The 21964-nt window shown below is 47.8% G+C and carries 18 protein-coding genes; 16 read left to right on the top strand and 2 right to left on the bottom strand.

All coding sequences use genetic code 11. The features are described 5' to 3' along the window. Positions 1 to 2: 2 nt before the first annotated feature. The 6 genes from BC8716_RS00460 (at position 3) to BC8716_RS00435 (ending at position 7589) form a co-directional block, all read left to right on the top strand. On the top strand, positions 3 to 968 hold the full coding sequence (locus BC8716_RS00460) for an ABC transporter permease (protein ID WP_094423474.1): 966 nt from the start codon (positions 3 to 5) through the stop codon (positions 966 to 968). A gap of 30 nt (positions 969 to 998) precedes the next feature. Next, positions 999 to 1895, top strand: a complete 897-nt coding sequence (locus BC8716_RS00455) for a carbohydrate ABC transporter permease (RefSeq protein WP_035202095.1) — start codon at positions 999 to 1001, stop codon at positions 1893 to 1895. A gap of 23 nt (positions 1896 to 1918) precedes the next feature. Further along, entirely contained in the window at positions 1919 to 3580 is a 1662-nt protein-coding gene (locus BC8716_RS00450) for an ABC transporter substrate-binding protein (protein ID WP_094423473.1), read from the top strand. Between the two features lie 116 nt (positions 3581 to 3696). Next, a complete protein-coding gene (locus BC8716_RS00445) occupies positions 3697 to 6051 on the top strand; it encodes a glycoside hydrolase family 95 protein (protein WP_094423472.1) in 2355 nt (784 codons plus the stop codon). Positions 6052 to 6128: 77 nt separating this feature from the next. Further along, a complete protein-coding gene (locus BC8716_RS00440) occupies positions 6129 to 6860 on the top strand; it encodes an NAD-dependent epimerase/dehydratase family protein (RefSeq protein ID WP_094423471.1) in 732 nt (243 codons plus the stop codon). Between the two features lie 129 nt (positions 6861 to 6989). Continuing rightward, entirely contained in the window at positions 6990 to 7589 is a 600-nt protein-coding gene (locus tag BC8716_RS00435) for a GNAT family N-acetyltransferase (protein WP_251179631.1), read from the top strand. Positions 7590 to 7891: 302 nt separating this feature from the next. Here the strand turns inward: BC8716_RS00435 and pelA are convergent, their stop codons facing one another. Together pelA and BC8716_RS00425 are read right to left on the bottom strand one after the other, a co-directional pair. Next, the gene (gene pelA / locus BC8716_RS00430; protein WP_094423469.1) at positions 7892 to 8926 is read right to left on the bottom strand and encodes a pectate lyase; all 1035 of its coding nucleotides are present in this window, start codon (positions 8924 to 8926) and stop codon (positions 7892 to 7894) included. Positions 8927 to 8990: 64 nt separating this feature from the next. Next, a complete protein-coding gene (locus BC8716_RS00425; protein WP_094423468.1) occupies positions 8991 to 9869 on the bottom strand; it encodes an AraC family transcriptional regulator in 879 nt (292 codons plus the stop codon). 95 nt (positions 9870 to 9964) lie between these two features. Here BC8716_RS00425 and BC8716_RS00420 point away from each other — a divergent pair, with 95 nt between their 5' ends. The 10 genes from BC8716_RS00420 (at position 9965) to BC8716_RS00375 (ending at position 21961) form a co-directional block, all read left to right on the top strand. Then, positions 9965 to 12262, top strand: coding sequence for a helix-turn-helix domain-containing protein (locus BC8716_RS00420; RefSeq protein WP_094423467.1), 2298 nt, complete (start codon positions 9965 to 9967; stop codon positions 12260 to 12262). A gap of 211 nt (positions 12263 to 12473) precedes the next feature. Beyond that, on the top strand, positions 12474 to 13991 hold the full coding sequence (locus tag BC8716_RS00415) for an extracellular solute-binding protein (RefSeq protein ID WP_094423466.1): 1518 nt from the start codon (positions 12474 to 12476) through the stop codon (positions 13989 to 13991). A 95-nt stretch (positions 13992 to 14086) separates the two neighbouring features. After that, positions 14087 to 15046: an ABC transporter permease gene (locus tag BC8716_RS00410; protein WP_094423465.1), complete on the top strand. Its 960-nt coding sequence runs from the start codon at positions 14087 to 14089 to the stop codon at positions 15044 to 15046. Positions 15047 to 15065: 19 nt separating this feature from the next. Further along, on the top strand, positions 15066 to 15941 hold the full coding sequence (locus BC8716_RS00405; protein WP_094423464.1) for a carbohydrate ABC transporter permease: 876 nt from the start codon (positions 15066 to 15068) through the stop codon (positions 15939 to 15941). Positions 15942 to 15945: 4 nt separating this feature from the next. Further along, positions 15946 to 16878 carry a dienelactone hydrolase family protein gene (locus BC8716_RS00400; RefSeq protein WP_094423463.1) on the top strand — a complete coding sequence of 311 codons (933 nt, stop codon included), beginning with the start codon at positions 15946 to 15948 and terminating at the stop codon, positions 16876 to 16878. Further along, complete coding sequence (locus tag BC8716_RS00395; protein ID WP_094423462.1) at positions 16865 to 18436, top strand: glycoside hydrolase family 43 protein; 1572 nt, start codon at positions 16865 to 16867, stop codon at positions 18434 to 18436. Before BC8716_RS00400 ends, BC8716_RS00395 begins: the two co-directional genes overlap by 14 nt. Next, complete coding sequence (locus tag BC8716_RS00390) at positions 18433 to 19545, top strand: glycoside hydrolase family 88/105 protein (RefSeq protein ID WP_094423461.1); 1113 nt, start codon at positions 18433 to 18435, stop codon at positions 19543 to 19545. The genes BC8716_RS00395 and BC8716_RS00390 overlap by 4 nt, the downstream gene beginning before the upstream one ends. Beyond that, the gene (locus BC8716_RS00385) at positions 19542 to 20036 is read left to right on the top strand and encodes a hypothetical protein (RefSeq protein WP_094423460.1); all 495 of its coding nucleotides are present in this window, start codon (positions 19542 to 19544) and stop codon (positions 20034 to 20036) included. The genes BC8716_RS00390 and BC8716_RS00385 overlap by 4 nt, the downstream gene beginning before the upstream one ends. Beyond that, positions 20011 to 20718: a YesL family protein gene (locus BC8716_RS00380; RefSeq protein WP_094423459.1), complete on the top strand. Its 708-nt coding sequence runs from the start codon at positions 20011 to 20013 to the stop codon at positions 20716 to 20718. Before BC8716_RS00385 ends, BC8716_RS00380 begins: the two co-directional genes overlap by 26 nt. After that, positions 20675 to 21961, top strand: coding sequence for a Gfo/Idh/MocA family protein (locus BC8716_RS00375; RefSeq protein WP_094423458.1), 1287 nt, complete (start codon positions 20675 to 20677; stop codon positions 21959 to 21961). The genes BC8716_RS00380 and BC8716_RS00375 overlap by 44 nt, the downstream gene beginning before the upstream one ends. The last annotated feature ends 3 nt before the right edge of the window (positions 21962 to 21964 follow it).

The following is a 21964-nucleotide window of genomic DNA, read 5'->3' as shown; positions in this document are numbered from 1 at the left end:
AAATGAAGCTCACAAAAAAGAAAGCGCATTCAGTCGCTGCTGTGCCTTTAGGGCAAAAACGCTCCTTTTGGCAAACTGTATTGCAGCAACGGTATCTTTATGCGATGTCATTGCCGTTTGTCGCCTGGGTGTTTGTATTTAATTATTTGCCGTTGTTTGGCTGGACGATGGCCTTTCAAGATTATCGCCCAGGGCTGGCCTTTTTTGAACAGGATTGGGTAGGGCTCAAGCATTTCATTGAGTTGTTCCAAGATGAACGCTTTTACTTAGTGTTGCGGAACACATTAGTCATGAGCATTTTAGGGTTGCTTGTCGGTTTTACATTTCCAATTTTATTTGCCGTGCTGTTAAACGAGGCGCGGGCCAAATTGTTTAAAAAGACTGTACAAACCGTTTCGTATTTGCCCCATTTTGTCTCGTGGGTCGTTGTTGCTGGGATTGTCACAAAAATGCTTTCTGTTGATGGAGGCATTGTCAATGAAATTCTCGTGGCGACAGGGGCTGCTGATAAGCCGATCCAATTTATGACGAAAGGCGAATGGTTTTGGATTATTGTCACACTTGCTGATTTGTGGAAGGAAATGGGCTGGAACTCGATCATCTTTTTGGCGGCAATGGCCGGAGTCGATCCTCAGCTTTATGAGGCGGCAAAAGTCGATGGCGCCAGCAGGTGGCGACAAATTTGGCATATTACATTGCCAGGCATCCGCCCTACGATTTTAGTCGTACTCATTCTGTCGATTGGCAGCTTAATGACCATCGGTTTTGAAAAGCAATTTTTGCTTGGAAACCCGACAGTTGTTAACTATTCTGAAGTACTTGATTTGTATGCGTTAAATTATGGCATTAACCTTAGTCGTTTTTCTTATGGGACGGCGATCGGCATTTTCAACTCGCTTGTAGCGATTATTCTACTTTTTATTGCAAACGGCATATTCAAACGCTATGCCAATCAAAGTGTCATGTAAGGGGGGAGGGAAGTGAATCATAGCAAGCCGATGCGTTTTTTAACAAGCGATGGGTTATTTAATGTCATCAATTACTGTTTTTTAACGATCGTGTTTTTAGCAACGCTTTACCCTTTTTTAAACGTGCTGGCGATTTCTTTAAATGATTCAACCGACACAGTCCGAGGCGGCATTTACATTTGGCCCCGGGAATGGACGCTTGAGAATTACCGAACGATCTTCCAATACGACCATTTGGTGACAGGGTTCATCAATTCGGTGTTGCGGACGATCATTGGCACTGTGCTTGGCGTTTTCTCTTCGGCCATGGTTGCGTTTACACTGAGCCGCGCCGATTTTCAAGGGCGAAAGTTTGTGTCGACGACGCTAGTGTTGACGCTTTATTTTACAGGAGGATTAATTCCCGGCTACATGTTAATGAGAGAGTTGAACTTAATTAACACGTTTTGGGTCTATGTTCTCCCTGGAATGGTGAATGCGTTTCACATTATCATCGTCCGCTCGTTTATGGACGGGCTGCCGTACTCCCTACAGGAATCGGCGAAGATGGATGGCGCCAATGATTTTACGATTTTTTGGCGCATTATCATGCCATTATGTACGCCCGTGCTTGCGACAATTGCCTTGTTTGTCGCAGTTGGCCAGTGGAATGCTTGGTTTGATACGTATTTGTACAATGGCAGCAATCCAGACTTGACAACATTGCAGTATGAACTGATGAAAATCTTGCAAAATACGACGATGGGCGGTTCTGGCGATGCCAACGCTTACCGCAGCATAAGCGGCGAACAAGCCGCACAAACGGTCTCGCCTGAGTCGATTAAAATGGCGATTTCCATGGTGACGGTCGTGCCGATTTTATTGGTTTACCCATTTTTACAGCGCTTTTTCGTCCAAGGCATGACGCTCGGTGCTGTAAAAAGCTAAATGATAAAAAGGGGGAAGAAGACATGGAGAAAAGAAGCGTGGTAAGGGCATCAACCATCGCTGGAGCGGTTATGGTGGCACTGGGAATGGCAGGGTGCACGAGCGATGATGCTAGCAATGAGTCAGACGATAGCCCGGTTACTTTTACGTTGTTTAGCGCCGATCCTCACTCCCAGTGGGACAACATGGAAAGCCCTGTAAGCCAAAAAGTGATGGAAGAAACAGGCGTTACGTTGCAGCCTGAATTTGATGTCAATGGAGGCGAGCAAAAAATTGCCTTAATGGCGGCGAGTGGCGATTACCCAGATTTCATTTTGCCAAAAGGCTCTGCGAGCACACTTGTCAACGCTGGCGCCTTTATTGACTTGACAGACTTGATCGAAGAGCACGGGCCGAATTTAAAGAAAGCGTATGGCGACTATTTTAACCGCCTGAAATGGAGCGAAGAAGACGAGAGCATTTACATTTTGCCGACTGCGCCAATCGACCATACGTATTGGGAACCTGGCAACGGCTTTATGCTCCAGCATGAAGTCGTAAAAGAACTCGGTTATCCAGACATTCGTACTGTCAAAGACTTTGAAGACGCGATCCGTGCTTATATGGAAGAAAACCCGACCATTGATGGCCAGCCGACGCTCGGTTTGTCGTTATTGGCTGATGATTGGCGGATTATGATATCGACCACAAATCCGGCTTTCTATGCAACTGGAGCTCCAGATGACGGTGAGTTCTATATTGACCCGGACACCTATGAAGCGACGATGCATTACCGCCGCGCGGAAGAAAAGGAATATTTCCGCTGGCTGAACCATATGAATGACAGCGGTTTACTAGACCCAGAAAGCTTCGTGCAAAAATACGACCAATATTTAGAGAAAATCTCATCAGGGCGTGTGCTCGGGCTCATTGATGCCGATTGGCAAGTCGACGATGCGGAAAGGGCATTGCGAGAAGCAGGCAAACATGAACGGATGTACGGCATGTATCCTGTAACGTTAACGGAAGAATACAAGCACCCTAATTTCCAAGATACAGGGTATCTTGGCGGCTGGGGCATCGGCATTTCCGTCGATAATGAAGACCCAGTCAAAGCGATTCAATTTCTTGATTATCTCGCTTCAGAAGAAGGGCAAATCCTGCAAAACTGGGGATTGGAAGGAGAACACTATGAAATCGTCGATGGCAAACGCGTCATCCCTCCAGAAGAAATGGAGGAACGGAATAACAATGCCAACTACGTGAAGGAAACGGGCGTTGGCGTTTTAAAGGGCTTCGCTCCAGCTTACGGCGATGGTGTGGAAGACTCGACAGGGCAAACATTCACAATCGCCAATACAGAGCAAATCATCGATTCCTATACAGAAGTGGAAAAAGAAGTTTTAAGCAACTATGGCGTTGAAATGTGGAAAGACTTATACCCACAAGAAGACGAATTTCCAGTTAAGCCATGGGGAGCTGCTTACAATATTCCAGTTGATTCTTCCTCCGATTTGAATGTGATCATGCAGCGTTGCCTGGATATTGTCAAACGCAAAGTCCCTGAAGCGATTTTAGCAACTCCAGAGGAATTTGATCAAGTTTGGGATGAGTTTATGGCCGAGCTTGAAGGAGCTGGCGTCGAAGAAGCCGAAAAAGAATACACGGAACTTGTGCGCACACGCGTTGAATTGTGGAATGACTGACAATCACACTGGCTGACCACAACACATCAGCTGAGACGACGTCGTTTGGCTACAGTCTGAGAACCTGCGGCAAGCAGGTTCTTTTTTTAATCGATATACAGAAGGAGGAAGAACAGATGCAACTGACCGAACAGCAACCAGCGCGGACGTGGACCGAAGCCTATCCGATTGGAAATGGGCGGCTAGGGGCGATGGTTTATGGCGGTGTTGAACACGAAAAAATCGCTTTAAACATGGACAGCCTTTGGTCAGGGCCGCCTGCTAACAGGAGCCAAGCGCCTGTGAAAGGAACGGTAGCGAACATGCGCGCAGCCATTGGCGCTAGAGACTTTCAGGCGGCAAGTCGATATGCAAAAGACATGCAAGGCCCATACACGCAATCGTATTTGCCACTCGGCGATTTGCATATCTCGTTTCCTTTGCGCTCGCATTCAAGCACTGGCTATGAACGGACGCTTCAGTTAGAAACGGCAACGGTGACGGTGGAAGACGGGTTATACAAAAGAAGCGTTTTTGCTAGTAAGCCTGACGAGGCGATCATTTTGCACTTAGAGGCCGTTGCTGAGCTGCCGCTCTCTTTTTCGGCGTGGCTCACATCGCCATTGCGTACGGTTGAATGGCCCGATCAGGACCATGTCGGACTCGCAGGCTGGTGCCCAGAACATGTGGACCCCAACTATGCCTCATCTTCAGAGCCGGTTCGGTACACAAGCTATGAAACATCGTCGGCGATCCGGTTTGCTAGTGCGATACAATTGCTCGAAACAGACGGAAACGCAGCGGTTAAAAACAACAAACTCGTTGTCGAGGATGCCCGTTATGCAACGGTGCTCGTTCATATGGAAACTAGTTTTGCATCAGCACAGGCAGCCCAAGGCAAAGAGCCAATTACGCTCATTCGCAAACGCCTCAGCGACACGGTTACGAGCACGTATGAGGCGTTGCAGAGCCAGCATTTACAAGATTATCAATCCCTTTTTCAACGGATGACGTTTACCCTTAACGGAACGGAACGAGAGAAGCTTTCCACAAGCGAACGCCTCGCCAAGTACGGCGCCAACGATGGTAAGCTCGTTGAGCTGCTCTTTCAAATGGGCCGTTATCTCCTCATCGCCAGCTCAAGGGAGGGGACAGAGGCAGCCAATCTCCAAGGAATATGGAATGAACACATTCAACCGCCTTGGAGCAGCAATTATACGTTAAACATTAATGCACAAATGAACTATTGGCCGGCAGAAACCGCCGCTTTGCCAGAATGCCATCAGCCTTTTTTAACGTTTATCGAGGAGCTGGCCGAGCAAGGAAAAGCCGTTGCTAAAAATTACTACCAATGTAGGGGCTGGACAGCGCACCATAATAGTGACATTTGGCGGCAAGCAGAGCCAGTCGGCGGTTTTGGCGACGGCGATCCTGTCTGGGCGTTTTGGCCAATGGCCGCTCCTTGGCTCACGCGCCATTTGTGGGAGCATTATTTGTTTTCAGCCGATCGTGCCTATTTAACGGAGCGCGCCTATCCAGTCATGAAAGGCGCCGTATTATTTTGCCTCGATTGGCTCGTCCAAGATGAAAGCGGTGCTGTCTATACGAGCCCGTCGACTTCGCCAGAGCATCGCTTTTTGTATAAAGGCCAGCCTTATCCAGTCTCCGAAGGCGCTGTGATGGATCTTGCCTTACTGGAAGATGTCTTTCATATGTTTTTAGCGGCAAACGAGCTAGTAGGCGGGGATCAGCAGTTGGCAACTGAGGTGAAAGACGCTTTAAACCAGTTGAAAAAGCCGCCGTTAAGCGCTGAAGGAGCGTTGCAAGAGTGGACGCACGGTTTTCCAGGAGAAGACATTCACCATCGCCATCTGTCTCATTTGTATGGCGTCTACCCAGGCAGCCAGTGGAGCAGCAACCACCAACAAAAACGCTACCAAGCAGCGAAACAATCGTTAAGGGAACGGGGCGACGGAGGGACTGGCTGGAGTTTGGCGTGGAAGCTCTGTTTATGGGCACGATTTCTTGACGGGGAACGGACAGACGCGCTCATTTCCCGTTTTATGCAACTAGTGCGCCAAGGCGATGAACAGCATGAAAGCGGCGGCGTCTACCCGAATTTGTTTTCCGCCCACCCACCTTTCCAAATTGATGGCAATTTTGGCTTTGTGGCCGGAGTGATTGAAACGCTTGTCCAGTCCCATGAAGGGTTTATCCGGTTGTTGCCGGCTCTTCCCCGTCGTTGGAAACAGGGCGCTATCACAGGAGTCAGATGCCGAGGCGGTTTTACGATTGACCTCGAATGGCAAAACAGCAGCGTTCTTGCTTGTACCGTCTATGCCAGTTGTGAGAATGCATGCATCGTCGTCTTCCCGAATGGGATGAGTACGACTGAAAATGGAGAACGAATGTCGATTGATGCAGGCAAGCTTTATGCGTTTAAGGCGGAAAAAGGCAAATGCTATACCTTTCAAAACAATGGTTCATGTTAGCAGAAAACGGTAATAATCAATAGAGAGGCACGCTAAGCGCTTGCACGAGTTTGCCGAATGAGAAGGAGGGCGCGGTTGTGAAAAAAATCGTTTTAGTGGGCGGAGCAGGAACGATTGGCGCTATTCTTGCCGAAGGGCTAAAGCATAAGTATGAAATCGTCGTCATGGACGTGCAAAAGCCAGACGACAATGTGGCTTTTATTGAAGGGGATGCCGTTGATTTTCACGGTCTTTTGGAAAAGCTTCCTGATGACACGGATACGATTGTCAATTTGTTGCGGATCGAGTCAGCAAAGGGCATTGACAGCAAAGCGCATTTTGACGACATGACGGCGTTGTTTTTCAATGCCAGTTATTATCTGTTATTGGCAGCGCAAACAAAAGGCGTTCGCCGGGTCGTGTTTGCGAGCAGCAACCACGTGACGGATGGGTACGAAAAAGACGGCTACTCTTTATTGCCACGGGAAATTACCGTTGACGATTATCCGAAAACGAACAGTCTTTATGGCGTGCTGAAATTTGCCTCTGAACAGCTAGGTTATTTGTTTGCCAAAGAAGGCAAGCTCTCTGTCATCAACTTGCGGATTGCCTCCGTCCCACCAGCCGAAAAACGAAAACAGCCGAATGATCGGCTTGAGCGGACGTTGCTTGCCGATGAAGACTTAGTGGCGCTCGTTCAAGCGTCGATTGAAACAGACAAAAACTACGGGACGTATTATGGCGTTTCTGACAATCGCCATAAACCGTGGAGCACATTAAACGCCTATCAGGAGCTAGGGTTTGGCGGAAAAGCGAGCAAAGGGAAATAGAGAAGGAACTAGGGTTGTCCAAAAAGGCCGCGTGTCTATTTGGGCAGCTTTTTTTAAAAGGAATAGCATGACAGACGACGAATGATAAGATAGTAGGAAACAGATAGATAGAATGAAGGGGTTATGAATATGGAAGATATTTTACAAAAAGTAGATGATAGCAATTATTTTTGGCAAGACGATAACGTTAGATTGCGTGCGATGCAACCTGAAGATTGGCAAGGAGACTATCTTAGTAAGTTTGATACGCCTGCTCGTCGTTTTTTGGCATGTGCGATTGAGTTGCCTCCTACTATTTCAGGTTCGAAAACGTTTGCGGAGGAACATGCAAATTTTGCTTCAACAAATGGTAGAATCATGTTTACGATCGAAAATGAAGAAGGCAAGAATATAGGCGGTATTAATTTAAACAGTATCGACGAGAGAAATGGCACATTTAGTATTGGGATCATCATTGATAAACAGTACCGGGGAAAGGGATACGGTACAAGCGCCATGAACATTCTTTTAAAGTATGCTTTTCTTGAACGAAGACTTCACAAATTCAATGATTGTGTTCTTGAAGGAAATGAAGGTTCTATTAAAATGATGGAAAAGCTTGGCTGCGTTCAAGAGGGGGTCCGTCGACAAGTTGTATACATAAACGGACAATATCTAGATTTAATACTATTTGGATTAACAAAAGCTGAATTTGTGGAAGCGCGGAAAGAAGAATATACGTTTGGCTAAGAAGCGATTCTTCAATCGGAAGGTCGCTTTTTTGGTGGAAACATTTTTCTTCAACTGTCGGGAGAGTGTAAGGGGATAGATACGTAAAGGACTTCCAACATTGTGGAAGTCCTAGACTGTAGACAAACGCTTGCATCCTTCGATGTTCCCCCGTTCAGGTGCTCTGAAACGATCGTTTCATACGCGGTTGCTTATGAGCCGACGTTCTATTTGCATCTTTACTAGGTTCCTCGTTTCGGCTGACAGGCGCCTTTTTTGTCGACAAACCTAAAAATCAATGTTTACCGTTTATGAACGACTCATTAACGAAGCTTTTGCGGCCAATTCCCAGCCCAAGCATAGCCATAACGTCGTTCTTGTTCAACGTTCATAATGTCATGGTGGATGACGCCGTCACGCCCTGAAAAAATCGGGCGGTTGGTGCCGATTTGATAAAAACGATACCATGTCTCTGCCCCAGGCTCATGGAAAAAATGGGGCTCGACGCGGCGTTCGTAGCGTGTATCAGCGACACGTGCTTCATCCATCCACGCCCGTGCCGCAGCGACCGCTTCCCGGACAGCAGCTGATTGGTTTGGCTGTTCTTCCAACCATTGGACAATGCCTACCGATTCATCTGTTGCAATCGAAGGATGCTCATAAGCACGTCCTTGCTGCGGTTGCAGCGTCACAGGGTCATGTTGTTGGCCCCAGGCGGTTTTTTTGCCGTTTGCGACGATTTGGGCTCGTAAAATATAATCCAATCCGCCCTCAATTGAAGCGGCCATTTCCCGACGCTGTGAATCGTTGAATAAGTCGCCTCCAAATGGCGCTTTTCCTTGGCGGGCGTCTTCAAGCAAGCGGAGGACGTTGACCATCGCATGGTCGTTAAAAGTGACATAATTGGAGTACCAGACGGAACTGGACGGGTCGCTGCCCCGTTGTGGATACACTTGGCGAAAGCCGCCGCTCGGATATTGGAGTTTATAAAGGAAATCAATGCCGTTGTGGACGCTTGCTTTAAAGCGTTCGTCTTTTGTCAGTTGGTACGCTTCGGCAACAACGCGAATTTCATCGACGGTGGCATCATTGTCAATCGTTCCAAGTTCTTGTCCATTTGAAGTCCAAACCGATTTTGCTTCCCTGCCGTTCCAGTCTCGCGTATACATTTGCGGCATGTCTTTCGACCAGCCGCCATGGTCCATTTGCCAAGTCAACAGATGGTTGGCTTGTTTAATGATCGTTTCGTTGGAAACCGTTGCTTCTTCTGCGGCGGCAGTCGTGGACGCCAGCATAACGAAAAAGCCAGCACATAATCCGGAAATAGCAAGTTTAGACATTCGTTTAAGCGCTTTCAAAAATGACCATCCTCCTTTAGATAAGTTGCCTTTAGCATAACAAAGAAAAATTGACTAATTTTGTTTATTTGCCACCTAAAGGTTGCCTATTTTTGTGCAAATAGGAATGACGGTATTGAATCGGCGACACCGCCATTATACGTTTAAAGACGCGATGAAAATGTTCGAGGCTGGCAAAGCCGACTCTCTGGCAGACGACTTTAACAGGCAAACTCGACTCTCCCAACAGTTTGCAAGCCTCTGCAATGCGGACTTTTTGAATGTACTCGCTTAAACGAGTGCCTGTAACATGTTTGAATAGCCGACTTACGTATGAAGGGCTTAAGTGGACATGAGAGGCAAGCCGATTAAGGTCCAACCGCTCCTGATAATGCCGTTCAATGTGCTGAATTAGCTGTGATGCCACGCGTGTTTGTTCGGAAAGGGCTGGCAACGGCTGTTGCTCCATGTGCAGCGTAAAATCAAGCGCCCGCTTGCTTTCAATTAACAGCTGTGACAGCAGCGATTGCTGATAAAGAAGGCTTTCCTTCGTAGCAGGACTGTTGTACTCTTTAAGAAGCTGCATAAAAAGCTGATTAAACCCATCTGCCCGCTTTTGCGGAATTTGCAAAACGGTAAAAGCAGGGGACAGCAGCGGTTTAGCCAGTTTTTTTAAATCGTTTGAGAGAATCGCTGGTTGGAAATTAACGACATAACGGGCATGTTCAGGTACAGGAGCGGCTTTCATTCTATGGATGAAGTGGGGTGAAATAATTAATAGTGTGTGCTTCTTTAACAAGATCGAGCCGTTTTTGGACATGAACAGACGCTCGCCTTCTTCCAGCCAATGAAACTCAAAATCGTTATGGAGATGGTAATGGTTCATATCAAACGGCGGTTTTATCTTGCAGTTGTAATGTACATAAATAGAGCGGCTTCGGACGGAAATGGCCAATCGGTCCATAATCAAACTCCTTTCTTTAAGGGAGACCTGCTCGGTATCTTTCACTTTACCAGAAATTTAAGCGCTTTCATATATGCGAAAAAGGGGTGTTTTGATTGCAGCGTAGCATGTGGATGAAATTGCTGCTATATGGTGGCCTGCTAAGCACCATACCGGTTATTGTCGTTGGCGTGTTTGCTTATATCCAGTCAACGAACCAGGCCGAACAAAGGGTTGAAAATGAAAAATTGCAATTGATGAGGCAAGTCCAGGCAAATATTGAAACGGTGCTGACAACCGTCCACCATTCTTTAAATAATACGATTGAGTCGCCGACGATGGAAGCGGCCATTCGCACGCCTTTGGATGGCGAGGATTTTCTCGTTTATCGAGATTTGCGGACGGAGCTTAGCAAACTGCAATCATTTGATACAAAAGTAGAGGAAACGATTGTGTTAAACAAAGACCAGAATTGGCTTGCCACCAATCAGGGCATTCGGCGCCTGGACAGCCACGTAGACTATGAACGCTATATGACTTTTTTTGATTTGCCGTATGATACGACGTGGAAATTGATAGCCAATGATTCTTTTACAGAGCCGATCATACGGCGGAATTGTCCGTATAGTCTCAGTCTTATAAAAAAATTGCCAGCGCGTGCTAGTGAGAAATTTGGGCTTGTCTTTGCCAATATTCCGATGTGCACGATCCAAGAAATGATCGGCGGAGATGAAGTGGACGATGAGTTGATGATTTTAGATGAACATAACCGTATCATTGTCCACTCTGATGAGGAGGCAGTCGGAAAAACATTAGCTGAATTAGGCTTTTCAGAACCAGTGTGGACAACGGAGGCAGCTGGCCAGTTTACGGTTGACCGAGATCAAGAGCCATTTGCTATTACCTATTCATCTTCTACATTTGCTGGTTGGAAATATGTCTCGGTTACACCAATGGACGAATTAATGGCTGAAACAAAAAGCATTGGCTGGTTTACGTTTTACGTTGTGCTTGCGATCATTTTGCTGTCAGCACTCGTTGTATGGCTGTTCTCACGCAAATTGTATTTGCCTGTGCAAAAGCTTGTTGCCGCAGTTACGCAAAAGGAGAACGGCATGCCAACTGGAAAAAGACGGACGGAGTTCCAAGTCATTGAAGATACGCTGCAAGAGCTTTTCTCATCAAAGTCGATGCTGGAACAAGAACTAAGCATCCATGCGAAACAGTCGATGACGCTATTTTTAATGCGTTTGTACCAAGGCCATTTCTCGGAAGCAGAAAGGCAAGAACGGCTCAAACTTTATGGGCTCGACAGCCGAATGGCAAAGTGGAATTCCTATAGTTTGCTCGTTGTCCATTACGAGCATCCTCAAAAAGAAGAAGACCAACAGGAAATGGATTTGCTTACGTTTGCGATGCTCAATGTCGCTGAAGACACCATTCCCGAAGAATACCGTCTTCCCGCTGTGTGGGTCGACCAGTTGCTTGTCCTGTTTATTGGCTTAGAAACAGATAGCCAAGAACAAGGGAAGTCAGTCATTTACCAATGGAGCGAACGGCTTAAATCATTTATGCATCATTACTTAGAGACCGATGTCAGCATTGGCATTAGCGCCCCATTTACAGACATGGCCCAGACGAGCACCGCCTTTAAAGAAGCAAAAGAAGCACTCACCCATCGGCTTAAATTTGTCGATAACGTCATTATTAATTATGAAAGCATCCAAGCGAAAGAAAAGTCGAGTATGTTCCAGTACCCTGAACACTTGGAAGAAGAATTGTTGCTAGCGCTCCGTCTTGCCGATGAAAAACAAGCTTATGACTTGTTTAACCACTTGCTGGCAGAGGTTAGCGAAGGAGCCCATCATCTCGGTGAAGTCCGCGTTTCCTTTATGCGGTTGCTCAACCGAATGCTGCAACTATACCAAGAAAGCGGATTGCGCCACGATCAAGGCGTGCTCTTGCCAGAAGGCACCCTTTATCAAGAGTGCTTAAAGGTCCGTAGCCAAGAACAAATGAAAAACTGGTTTGTCAGTCGCCTGATTGACCCATTGTTATCAGCCTTCAAACAAGTGAGCGAATCTCAGTTCCAACACTTGTCAGAAAAAATGATCGACTATATCCACCAGCATTACCACCAAGCGGTAACGCTTGAACAATGCGCAGCTGACTTGCATTACAATGCCAATTACTTGAGCAGCGTCTTTAAGGAAGGCACGGCAATGACGTTTAGTGAATATTTGGCCCAATATCGCTTGAAAAAAGCAAAGGAATGGTTGGCGAAGACATCAGAACCAGTCAAAACGATTGCCGAAAAGCTTGGTTACAACAACTCGCAAAACTTTATCCGCTCGTTCAAAAAAATGACTGGAATGACGCCAGGCCAATACAGGCAACAAAAACAATTAAAATGACGGTATAAACGCAAAAAACAGGCCCATAACGGCAGTAATCATTTTGTTAGGTGAGGCGCAAATCGCCGATTGCTGCTGGGATTATGGGCAAATGATTATTCAAAAAAATGCGGCGCCTCGCTAATATGGGAAGCAGAGAAAAAAGGCTGCAGCCAAAAAACAAGCAGGTGGGAAGCGGAGAAAAAATGAACAAAAAGGTGGGGGTTTACAAATGGCAAGTTGGAAACAAATGTGTGCAGCATTTAGCGTTGGCGTTAGTTTAGTAGCAATCGCAGGATGCGGTGCCGAAAATGAAAGCGCTTCCTCTGAAGGAGAAAAGCCTTCTGCTGAAGAAGGCCCGTTTAAATTTACAATTATGGCTAATTTGCATACAGCAGAAGTGCCAGAAAAAGAAGTCCAACATTTATTGGAAGAGGCGACAAACACAGAGCTCGACATTCAATGGGTGCCAGACAGCAATTATGAAGAACGGTTAAATACCGCGTTTGCGACAGGGACGTTGCCCCAAGCTGTTTATATGAAAAACCAAACAACCTATGACCAGTTTAAAGATGCGATCCGCGATGGACAATTTTGGGAAATTGGCCCTTATTTAGATGAATACGAGAACTTGAAAAAACTAAAGCCGGAAGTCGTGGAAAATACAATGGTTGATGGAAAAGTATATGCGCTCTACCAAGGCCGTCCGTTAGCGCGTTCAGGCATCATCTATCGCAAAGACTGGGCTGACAACCTTGGGCTAGAGGCGCCAACAACGATTGAAGAGTTCGCAGAAATGGCGCGCGCTTTTACAGAAGACGACCCTGATGGAAACGGCCGCGACGACACGATTGGCTTAACAGACCGGAACGACCTCGTTTATGGGGCCTTTAAAACAGTCGCGTCGTGGCATGGGACGCCAAATGGATGGGGCGAAAAAGACGGCGAGCTTTTGCCAGAATTTATGTTTGATGAGTATATCGATACGTTAGACTTTTTTAAAGAACTTCATGAAAACGGATACATGAACAAAGACTTTCCAGTTACAAGCAAGCCAGACCAACAAGCGCTCTTAAAAAATGGAACAGCGGGCATCTATGTAGGCTCGATGGGCGACGTATTGACGCTGTATTCAGAAGCGTCGCAAATCAATCCTGATTTAGAATTTGATGTCCATAACTATGTCGAAGGGCCAGATGGCGAATACAACATTTGGGCGATTCCTGGTTACGGCAATTTGGTGATATTCCCGAAATCAGCCGTACAAACGGAAGAAGAGTTAAAAAGCATTCTATCTTTCTATGACCAGCTCATGGAGCCGGAGAACGCAAACTTAATTTACTGGGGCATCGAAGACGAGCACTACACTATTGAAGACGGCAAAGCCGTTGCGATTGAAGATACGCAACGGACGGAGCGCGAAGTCAAACCGTACCAATCGATTGAAATCGGCGAAGCTGAAACAAATGGCCGCTACTTAGGGCAAAGCCATTATCCAGTCAAATTAAAGGCCGATGAACTCGAAATTGATAACGAGTCTTATTTGGTTCACGACCCGACAACGACGCTTCATTCGCCAACGGCGCAAACACATGGCGAACGTTTGCAGCAAATTATTAACGATGCAACGTACCAGTATATCCTTGGACAAACCGACCTCGCTGGCTTTGAGCAAGCAGTTGAAACGTGGAGAAGCCAAGGCGGCGATGACATGATCAGCGAGTACAACGAGTCATACAACCAGCAATAAGCAGCAATCATCCAGACTGAAAGGGCTGGCAAGCTTCCGCCCGATTAATCCGGCGGAGGCTTGCCTCCCTTTATATTCAATGAAAGAGGTGTGCCATGGACAGCCCGATAATGGCAAATAAAAAATGGACCCGGACAAAAGCAGAAAGGCGCCAGGAACTATGGCGCAAAATCAAAAAGAACAAATGGATTTACTTAATGATTGCACCGGGTCTTCTCTATTTTTTTGTCTATAAATATATTCCCATGTATGGATTAATCATTGCGTTTCAAGATTATAAACCGTATCTCGGCATCACTGGAAGCGAGTGGGTCGGATTGGACCATTTCCGCCGGCTGTTTGCCGATCCCGACTTTTGGATGATCTTTAAAAATACGCTCGTTCTCTTTGCGTTGCAAGTGTGTATTTCGTTTCCAGTGCCAATTATACTGGCGCTCATGCTCAATGAATTGCGGAGCCGCGCGTACCAACGCAGCATTCAGACGATGATTTACATTCCCCATTTTATGTCGTGGGTCGTCATCGTTTCAATCAGCTATGTCATGCTGACGCTTGATGGCGGGATTGTGAACAACATTTTGCGAGCGCTCCAGTTTGACCAAATCAATTTCTTGCTCAACCCTGAATGGTTTCGGCCAATGTACATTTTGCAAATTATTTGGCGCGAGGCTGGCTGGGGCACAATCATTTTCTTAGCAGCAATTGCCGCAGTCGATCCCCAGTTATACGAGGCGGCAAAAATGGATGGCGCCAACCGTTTCCGGCAAATGTGGCATATTACGCTGCCAGCGATCCGCAGTGTCATCATCGTCTTGCTTATTTTGAAAATCGGCGATGTGCTTGAATTAGGATTTGAACATGTCTATTTGCTATTAAATGCGTCCAACCGCGAAGTGGCGGAAATTTTCGACACTTATGTTTATACAGCCGGATTGAGGCAAGGCCAATTTAGCTACAGTACCGCCGTTGGCTTTTTTAAAGGGGTTGTTGGCTTAATTCTTGTCGTGATGGCCAACTGGCTGGCGAAGAGATACGGAGAAGAAGGAATTTACTAGGAAAGGGGGCGTTTGTTTTATGGTTGGCGATAAATCGTTATCAAGCCGCATTTTTAATGCGACCAATATCATTATTCTAGGCATCATTGCCTTGCTTTGCATTTTGCCGTTTATCCATGTCATCGGCAGCTCGTTTGCGACAGGCGCTGAAATTGCCCAACGCAGCTTTTTGCTGTTCCCGACACAATTTAGTTTAGACGCCTATCGCTATATTTTTTCAACAGACACGCTTCTGCGCTCCATGGGCGTTTCCATCGGCGTCACGTTAGGCGGTACGTTGTGGAGCATGCTGTTGTCCGTTTTAACCGCCTATGGCTTGTCGCGGAGAGATTTAGTCGGCCGGCGTTTTCTCATGTTTTTCATCGTCTTTACGATGCTGTTCAACGGCGGCATGATTCCGACATTTCTCGTTGTCCAGCAAACAGGGCTGATTGATTCATTGCTTGCTCTGATCGTGCCTGTGACGATTAACGCGTTTAACATGATTATTTTGCGGAGCTTTTTTATGAATTTGCCGAGCGGGCTAGAGGAATCGGCAAAAATTGATGGGTGTAGCGATTTCGGCGTGCTGTTTCGCATTGTCATCCCGTGCTCGTTGCCGGCCATCGCAACAATTTCCTTGTTTTATGCTGTCACCTACTGGAACACCTATATGCACGCGATTCTTTATATAAATGATCCTGATAAGTGGCCTGTGCAAGTGTTATTGCGGCAAATTGTCGTCTTAGCAACTGGGTTGAACTACGATGGCTCTGAATATACAAGCGTTCCGCCACCGGAAATTAGCGTCAAAATGGCGGTGATCGTTGTCGCAACGATCCCTGTTTTGCTCGTTTACCCATTCTTGCAAAAATATTTTGCCAAGGGCGCCTTAATTGGCTCAATGAAAGGGTAAGCCAATGGCAGAAATCGATGATTTTTTGCAAGGGCTCTACCGGCAAGAGGTTGGCACTATCACTTGTAAAGACGAGCGATTGGCAGCATTGCGCGAAGCGATGGGCGATTTTCCGAAAGCGACGATGCTTGAGGCGACATGCCTTTATAAGCGGCAACACCCTTCGTTTACGGAGAGCGCTTACGTGCTTCCAACAACGGCAGAACTAAAACTGCCGTTCCGTTTATTCGAGCCTGTTGGCGGCAACAAGGAGGCGGTTGTACTCGCATTGCATGGCCATGGCGCAGGCGCAGAAGAAGCATTGCAGGAAGATTCGAGCCATAACGCCTTTGCCTTAAAGCTTGTTGAGCAAGGGGCCGTCGTTGTGTTGCCTGAGCTTGCCGGCTTTGGCGCCCGTAAACGGAAGCAAGACCAATCAGAGCAGAACAGTTGTTTTTCCCTTGCCTCCCACTTGCTTCTTTACGGCAAAACACTTGCTGGTCTGCGCGTGTTTGAATGCGCCCGTTTGCTTGATTGGATAGGCGAAACGCGCCGTGGCAACGTTGGCTGTATCGGTTTTTCAGGCGGGGCCTTAATTGGGTTGTTGTTGGCAGCCACAGATGAGCGGATCAAAGCAACTGTACTAAGCGGTTTCGCGAGTCTGATGCGCGACAGCATTTTAGCTTCACGCCATTGCCTAGACAACTACATTCCTGGCTTGCTTGCGATTGGCGAAACGCCGCAATTGCTTGAACTGGTTAAGCCTAGGGCGCTGTTTATTGAAAGCGGCAGCGACGATCATCTTTTCCCGTCTGAATCGGTAAAGCACGCATTGCATGAAAGCAAATGGGGAGAAGCGCATTTTTTTGCCGGAGGCCATCAAGTGAACGGAACAAAAGCAATCCCATGGCTTTTGAACGAATTGGGAAAGGAGCAACAACAACGTGGAACCGTTTAACAATCCGATCATTCCAGGGTTTTATCCTGACCCGTCGATTTGCAGGGTAAACGAAGACTATTATTTAGTCACGTCTACATTTGAATATTTCCCTGGCGTGCCGATTTTTCATTCAAAAGATCTTGTCAATTGGAAGCAGATTGGCCATGTGTTAGATCGTCCAGAGCAGCTCAATCTTGATGGCACCCCGAATTCACGGGGCATTTATGCGCCGACAATCCGTTACGATAACGGCTTGTTTTATATGATTACCACGTTTGTGGAAAGCCAACACGGCGCAAGACGCAATTTCTTTGTAACCGCAACAGACCCGGCTGGGCCTTGGTCAGACCCAATCTGGATAAAGGGGGCGCCTGGGATTGACCCATCGTTGTTTTTTGATGATGATGGCCGCGTCTATTACACAGGCAATCGTGTTTCCCCTACAGGGCAAACGCACGCCAAGCATATGGAAATTTGGCTCCAGGAAATCGATCCCATTACAGGCCGCCTGCTTGGCGAACCGACTGGGATTTGGGATGGTGCGCTAAAAATAGCCCATGCCCAGGAAGCACCCCATCTTTATAAAAAAGGCGATTACTATTACTTGTTTATTGCCGAAGGGGGAACTGGATTCACCCATGCGGTGACAGTTGCGCGAAGCCGGGAGATTGCCGGCCCTTATGAGGCGAATCGGCGCAACCCCGTGCTGACGCACCGCCATCTCGGCCAGGACTACCCGATTACGAATGTAGGCCACGCCGATATCGTCCAAACACAAGACGATGAATGGTGGCTCGTCTGTTTAGGCTCCCGTCCATATGGAGGCATGTACCGCAATATGGGGCGTGAGACGTTTTTAGCGCCTATGCGCTGGGAGGACGATTGGCCTGTTGTTTGTCCTGAAACAGGGAAAATCGAAGTCGAGATGCCAGGCCCGTCTTTGCCCCGGCAAAAGGTGGATGCCGTGCCGGTACGGGATGATTTTAACGCTCATAAGCTAGGCTTTCAATGGAATATGATCCGCACGCCGCGGACGCCGTTTTATTCCCTTGAAGCGAGGAAAGGGTATTTACAGTTAAACGTGCGCCCGGAAACGCTTTCTGATAAAGCAAATCCGAGTTTTATCGGGCGCCGTCAGCAACATCGATCGTTTACTGTCCGCGCCTTAATGGAATTTGATCCCCAGCAAAGCGGCGAGGCTGCTGGACTTGCTTTATTTTACAGCCAGAAAAACCATTACCGCTTTGAACTTATACATAGTGGGCAGTTGTTTATACGGCTCGTAAAAATGGAAGATGGCGTGGAAACGTTGGTAGGTAAAAGCACGGGGCCGATTCCGGCAACGGCGATTGAATGGCAAGTTGCCGCCGATTTGCAAGAACTGTCGTTTTCATACCGTGTGCCAGGTGGCAAGTGGCGCATGGTCGCTAATAAGCAAGATGGCAGGCTATTGAGCACAGATCGAGCAGGGGGCTTTGTCGGCACCTATATTGGCATGTTTGGGACAAGCAACGGACAAAACAGCACAACGACAGCCGCATTTGATTGGTTTGAATACAAGGGGGAATCGACATGACATCATTCGCGAAAGTACGGAGCCAACAGCCGTTAGAGTGGGGAAAAAAGGCGTGTGAGGCGATTATGAGCAAGTACGAGCCGGTTGAAATGCCGCCAGCCAACCGCTGGCACTACCATCAAGGCGTGTTTTTATGCGGCGTGCACCGGATTTGGGAAATGGATCACAACGAAGCCTACTTTCAGTACGTGAAAGACTACGTCGATGCCTTAATTGATGAAGACGGCAACTTCCTGTTTCGCCGTGATGAGTTAGACGCGATTCAAGCTGGACTTTTGCTTTTGCCGCTGTTTAGGCGTACAGGTGAGTATCGCTACCAAGAAGCGGCCCGCAAACTCAGAGGCTTGCTCCATACGTTAAACCGCAATCGCTTTGGCGGCTTTTGGCATAAGGATAAATACCCGAACCAAATGTGGCTCGACGGCCTTTATATGGCTGGCCCATTTGCAGTCCAATACGGGCAACAATTTAATGAGCCTGAATTGATTGATCTTGTCCTGAGGCAAGAAGAGCTGATGCGCAACCATACGAAAGACGAAGCGACAGGCCTGTATGTCCATGCTTGGGACGCAAGCAAACAAGTAGCTGTCTGCGACAAAGAAACAGGCAAGACAGAGGAAGTTTGGGGCCGTGCTCTTGGCTGGTATGCAATGGCGCTTGCCGACTTAATTGACTTGCTTGGCGAGAATCATATGAAACGCCCTGTGTTAGAAAGCGCGTTCCAGTCTTTAATGGCCCGCCTCCTCACTTACCAAGACGAACAAACAGGGCTCTGGTATCAAGTCGTCGACAAAGGCAACCAGCCTGATAACTGGCTAGAAAGCTCCTGCACGAGCCTGTTTGTCTATGCTTTGGCAAAAGGCTACCGCCTAGGGTTGCTTGGCGAAGACGCGTTCTTCCATGCTGAAAAAGGGCTTTCAGGCTTGTTGGACTATGCGGTTGACATAGAAGAGGACGGCGCGCTCGTTTTAAAAATGATTTGCATCGGTACGTCAATCGGCCGTTACGACGATTACATTAGCCGGCCGACGAGCGCCAATGACTTGCATGGCGTCGGCGCCTTTGCACTCGCTTGTACGGAAATCGAGAAAGGACGCAAGCACCGATGAACCGGCGGTTTGTTTGCTTTGCTGTCATCGTTTTGATCGCGTTAGCAGGATGCGGCAAACAAGGAGACGATGACCGCCTCCATGTGATGGCCTTCTCTGACGAGCTCTATCAACAGCAAGACCAGTTGCTTAAACTCGTCAATGAAGACGAAGCAAGGCTGACGGTGTTTCCAACCGTATTAGAACGGCTTGTCGTTGAGTTGGCAGGCCACGAAGCTGACATTTTGCTTGTGGATGGCAGCCTAACAGAGGCAATCGATCCAGAAGGGCTCGTTTCATTAGAAGGAATGGACGGCGTTCCTGTCCAATTAAAGGGAGAAGAGACGACAGTCGCAGTGTCTATTGACAGCGTGCTTGCCACAAGCTTCGCCCTCGACCATGAAGCCGTCCTTGTCCTGCCTGTTTATAGCGATAAGCAAGCAGAGGCAAAAAAGCAAGTCGAAAAATGGCAGGAGGGAGAACAACGTGGAGTTAACGGGAATTTGGGGTAGCTTTTACCGTGTATCTGTATTTATTTCCAAACTGGCTTATGGAAACGCTCTCTGGCTCGGTTTTACGGTGCTCGGGCTTGGCTTGTTCGGCGCAGCTCCAGCGACGGTCGCTTTGTTTGCCGTCACCCGGGGATGGGTGAACGGCAAATGGGAAGAGGTGCCTGTGTTCAAAACGTTTTGGCAAACGTACAAACAGGAATTTTGGCGCGCCAACGGCGCAGCGCTTGCTTTGTTTCTTGTCGGTTTTCTCCTGTACTGGAATTTTACGCTGTTTGCTGGCCCTGGGCTCGCGATGATGGTCGTTCGCGGCTTATTGCTGATTGTGTCGGTGCTGTACGGCAGCATGCTGCTGCTCTATTTCCCTACGTATGTCGGTTTTGATTTAAAAGGCTTGAACCGTGTCCGCGCTGCATTGCTCATTAGTTGCGGCCATCCTTTGCATTTGATTTTGTTAGGCGCCTCCTTGTACGGCCTGCAATTTTTGTTTATGTCGATGCCAGGTTTGATTTTGTTTTTTGGCGCAGCAAGTGTCGTTTATGTGATTTCTTGGGTAGCCGAGCGGATTTTCCGCTCGATGAAACGGTTACAGCTTTCTCAGCAAAAGGCTTCATTAGAAAAGGAGCCAGAAGGAGTGTCAAATGGAAAGAGTCGTGATTTGCGGCCTGAGCAACAGGGCGCTTAAGATGTTTGTAGAACCGCTTATTGCTCGTTTTCACCAAGACAATGAGATTGTTGCTTTGCTTGATATTGACCCGAAACGGTATGAGGTTTGTTTGCAAACGTATCCTACACTTGCCAATGCCACGTTTTACCGGCCCGACCAATTTGAACAAATGGTCAAAGAAACGAACGCGACGATGGCCGTTGTCGCAAGCCGCGACGATACACATGTGGATTACATTTTACGCGGCTTGGCGTTAGGGCTCAACGTGATTAGCGAGAAGCCGATGGTGACAACAAGCGAAGATGCGAGGCGTGTCCTCGAAGCGGAAAAGGCGAGCAAAGGAAAGGTCACTGTCGCGTTTAACTATCGTTACAACCCGTACCACATCAAAATTAAGGAATTAATCCAATCAGGGCGAATTGGCCGTATAACGTCGATTGACTTAAATTGGTATATCGATACGTACCACGGATCGAGTTACTTTAAACGCTGGAACCGAAACCGTGCTTTTTCTGGCGGTTTGTCTGTCCATAAGTCGACGCACCACTTTGACCTCGTTAATTGGTGGATTAGCCAGCGCCCCCAAGAAGTGTTTGCCTTTGGCGACCTGCACTATTACGGGGCAAACAGCGAATTAAACCCACGGCGGGAAAATGGCCGCCATTGCGGGACGTGCAGCGATCAGCAAAATTGTTCGTATTACAGGCGCTGGTTTGGCCGCAGCCAATCGAAGCAAATAAAAGACGACCATTTAATGGCAGGGCAGGACCTTGGCGCGTACACAGGCTATCGTCCCGACGCCTGTGTGTTTGACGAAGAAATTGAAATTGAAGATACGTATGTCGCTAATGTCCGCTACGATGGCGGTGCATTGCTCAGTTATTCGATCAACTTCTCGCTTCCGTATGAAGGCTACCGCCTGGCGATCAATGGCACAAACGGGCGAATTGAGACGCAGGAATACCATGCGCCGTCGCGGACGCCATTCCCTGTGCCAGAACAAACGATTGACTTGTTTCCGCTATTCGGAGCGAAAGAAACGATTCACGTCGTCCAAAAAGAGGGCGGCCATGGCGGCGGCGACCCGGTGATCCAAGAAGACTTGTTTTTAGGCGAAGATCCTACGCGGCCATTCGACGTCCTCGCCGGGGCCGAAGCAGGCGCGCTCTCGGTCGCTGTCGGGGAAGCGGTGTGGAAGTCGGCCAAAAGGGGCGCTCCGATTCGAATTGACAACTTACTCGCCAATAAAGAGGAGGTATAGGCT

The sequence above is a fragment of the Shouchella clausii genome (assembly GCF_002250115.1).
Taxonomy (GTDB): Bacteria; Bacillota; Bacilli; order Bacillales; family Bacillaceae_D; genus Shouchella; species Shouchella clausii.
The sequence above is the reverse complement of the archived record's forward strand: the minus strand, read 5'-3'. Positions and strand labels throughout refer to the sequence as shown.

Excerpts from the sequence above, each read along its gene's own strand:
- BC8716_RS00445 (WP_094423472.1), top strand. The coding sequence starts at position 3,697 with ATGCAACTGACCGAACAGCAACCAGCGCGGACGTGGACCGAAGCCTAT.
- BC8716_RS00415 (WP_094423466.1), top strand. The coding sequence starts at position 12,474 with ATGGCAAGTTGGAAACAAATGTGTGCAGCATTTAGCGTTGGCGTTAGT.
- BC8716_RS00435 (WP_251179631.1), top strand. The coding sequence starts at position 6,990 with ATGGAAGATATTTTACAAAAAGTAGATGATAGCAATTATTTTTGGCAA.
- BC8716_RS00385 (WP_094423460.1), top strand. The coding sequence starts at position 19,542 with ATGAACCGGCGGTTTGTTTGCTTTGCTGTCATCGTTTTGATCGCGTTA.
- BC8716_RS00460 (WP_094423474.1), top strand. The coding sequence starts at position 3 with ATGAAGCTCACAAAAAAGAAAGCGCATTCAGTCGCTGCTGTGCCTTTA.
- BC8716_RS00425 (WP_094423468.1), bottom strand. The coding sequence starts at position 9,869 with ATGGACCGATTGGCCATTTCCGTCCGAAGCCGCTCTATTTATGTACAT.
- BC8716_RS00390 (WP_094423461.1), top strand. The coding sequence starts at position 18,433 with ATGACATCATTCGCGAAAGTACGGAGCCAACAGCCGTTAGAGTGGGGA.
- BC8716_RS00400 (WP_094423463.1), top strand. The coding sequence starts at position 15,946 with ATGGCAGAAATCGATGATTTTTTGCAAGGGCTCTACCGGCAAGAGGTT.
- BC8716_RS00455 (WP_035202095.1), top strand. The coding sequence starts at position 999 with ATGCGTTTTTTAACAAGCGATGGGTTATTTAATGTCATCAATTACTGT.
- BC8716_RS00450 (WP_094423473.1), top strand. The coding sequence starts at position 1,919 with ATGGAGAAAAGAAGCGTGGTAAGGGCATCAACCATCGCTGGAGCGGTT.
- BC8716_RS00375 (WP_094423458.1), top strand. The coding sequence starts at position 20,675 with ATGGAAAGAGTCGTGATTTGCGGCCTGAGCAACAGGGCGCTTAAGATG.
- BC8716_RS00410 (WP_094423465.1), top strand. The coding sequence starts at position 14,087 with ATGGACAGCCCGATAATGGCAAATAAAAAATGGACCCGGACAAAAGCA.
- BC8716_RS00405 (WP_094423464.1), top strand. The coding sequence starts at position 15,066 with ATGGTTGGCGATAAATCGTTATCAAGCCGCATTTTTAATGCGACCAAT.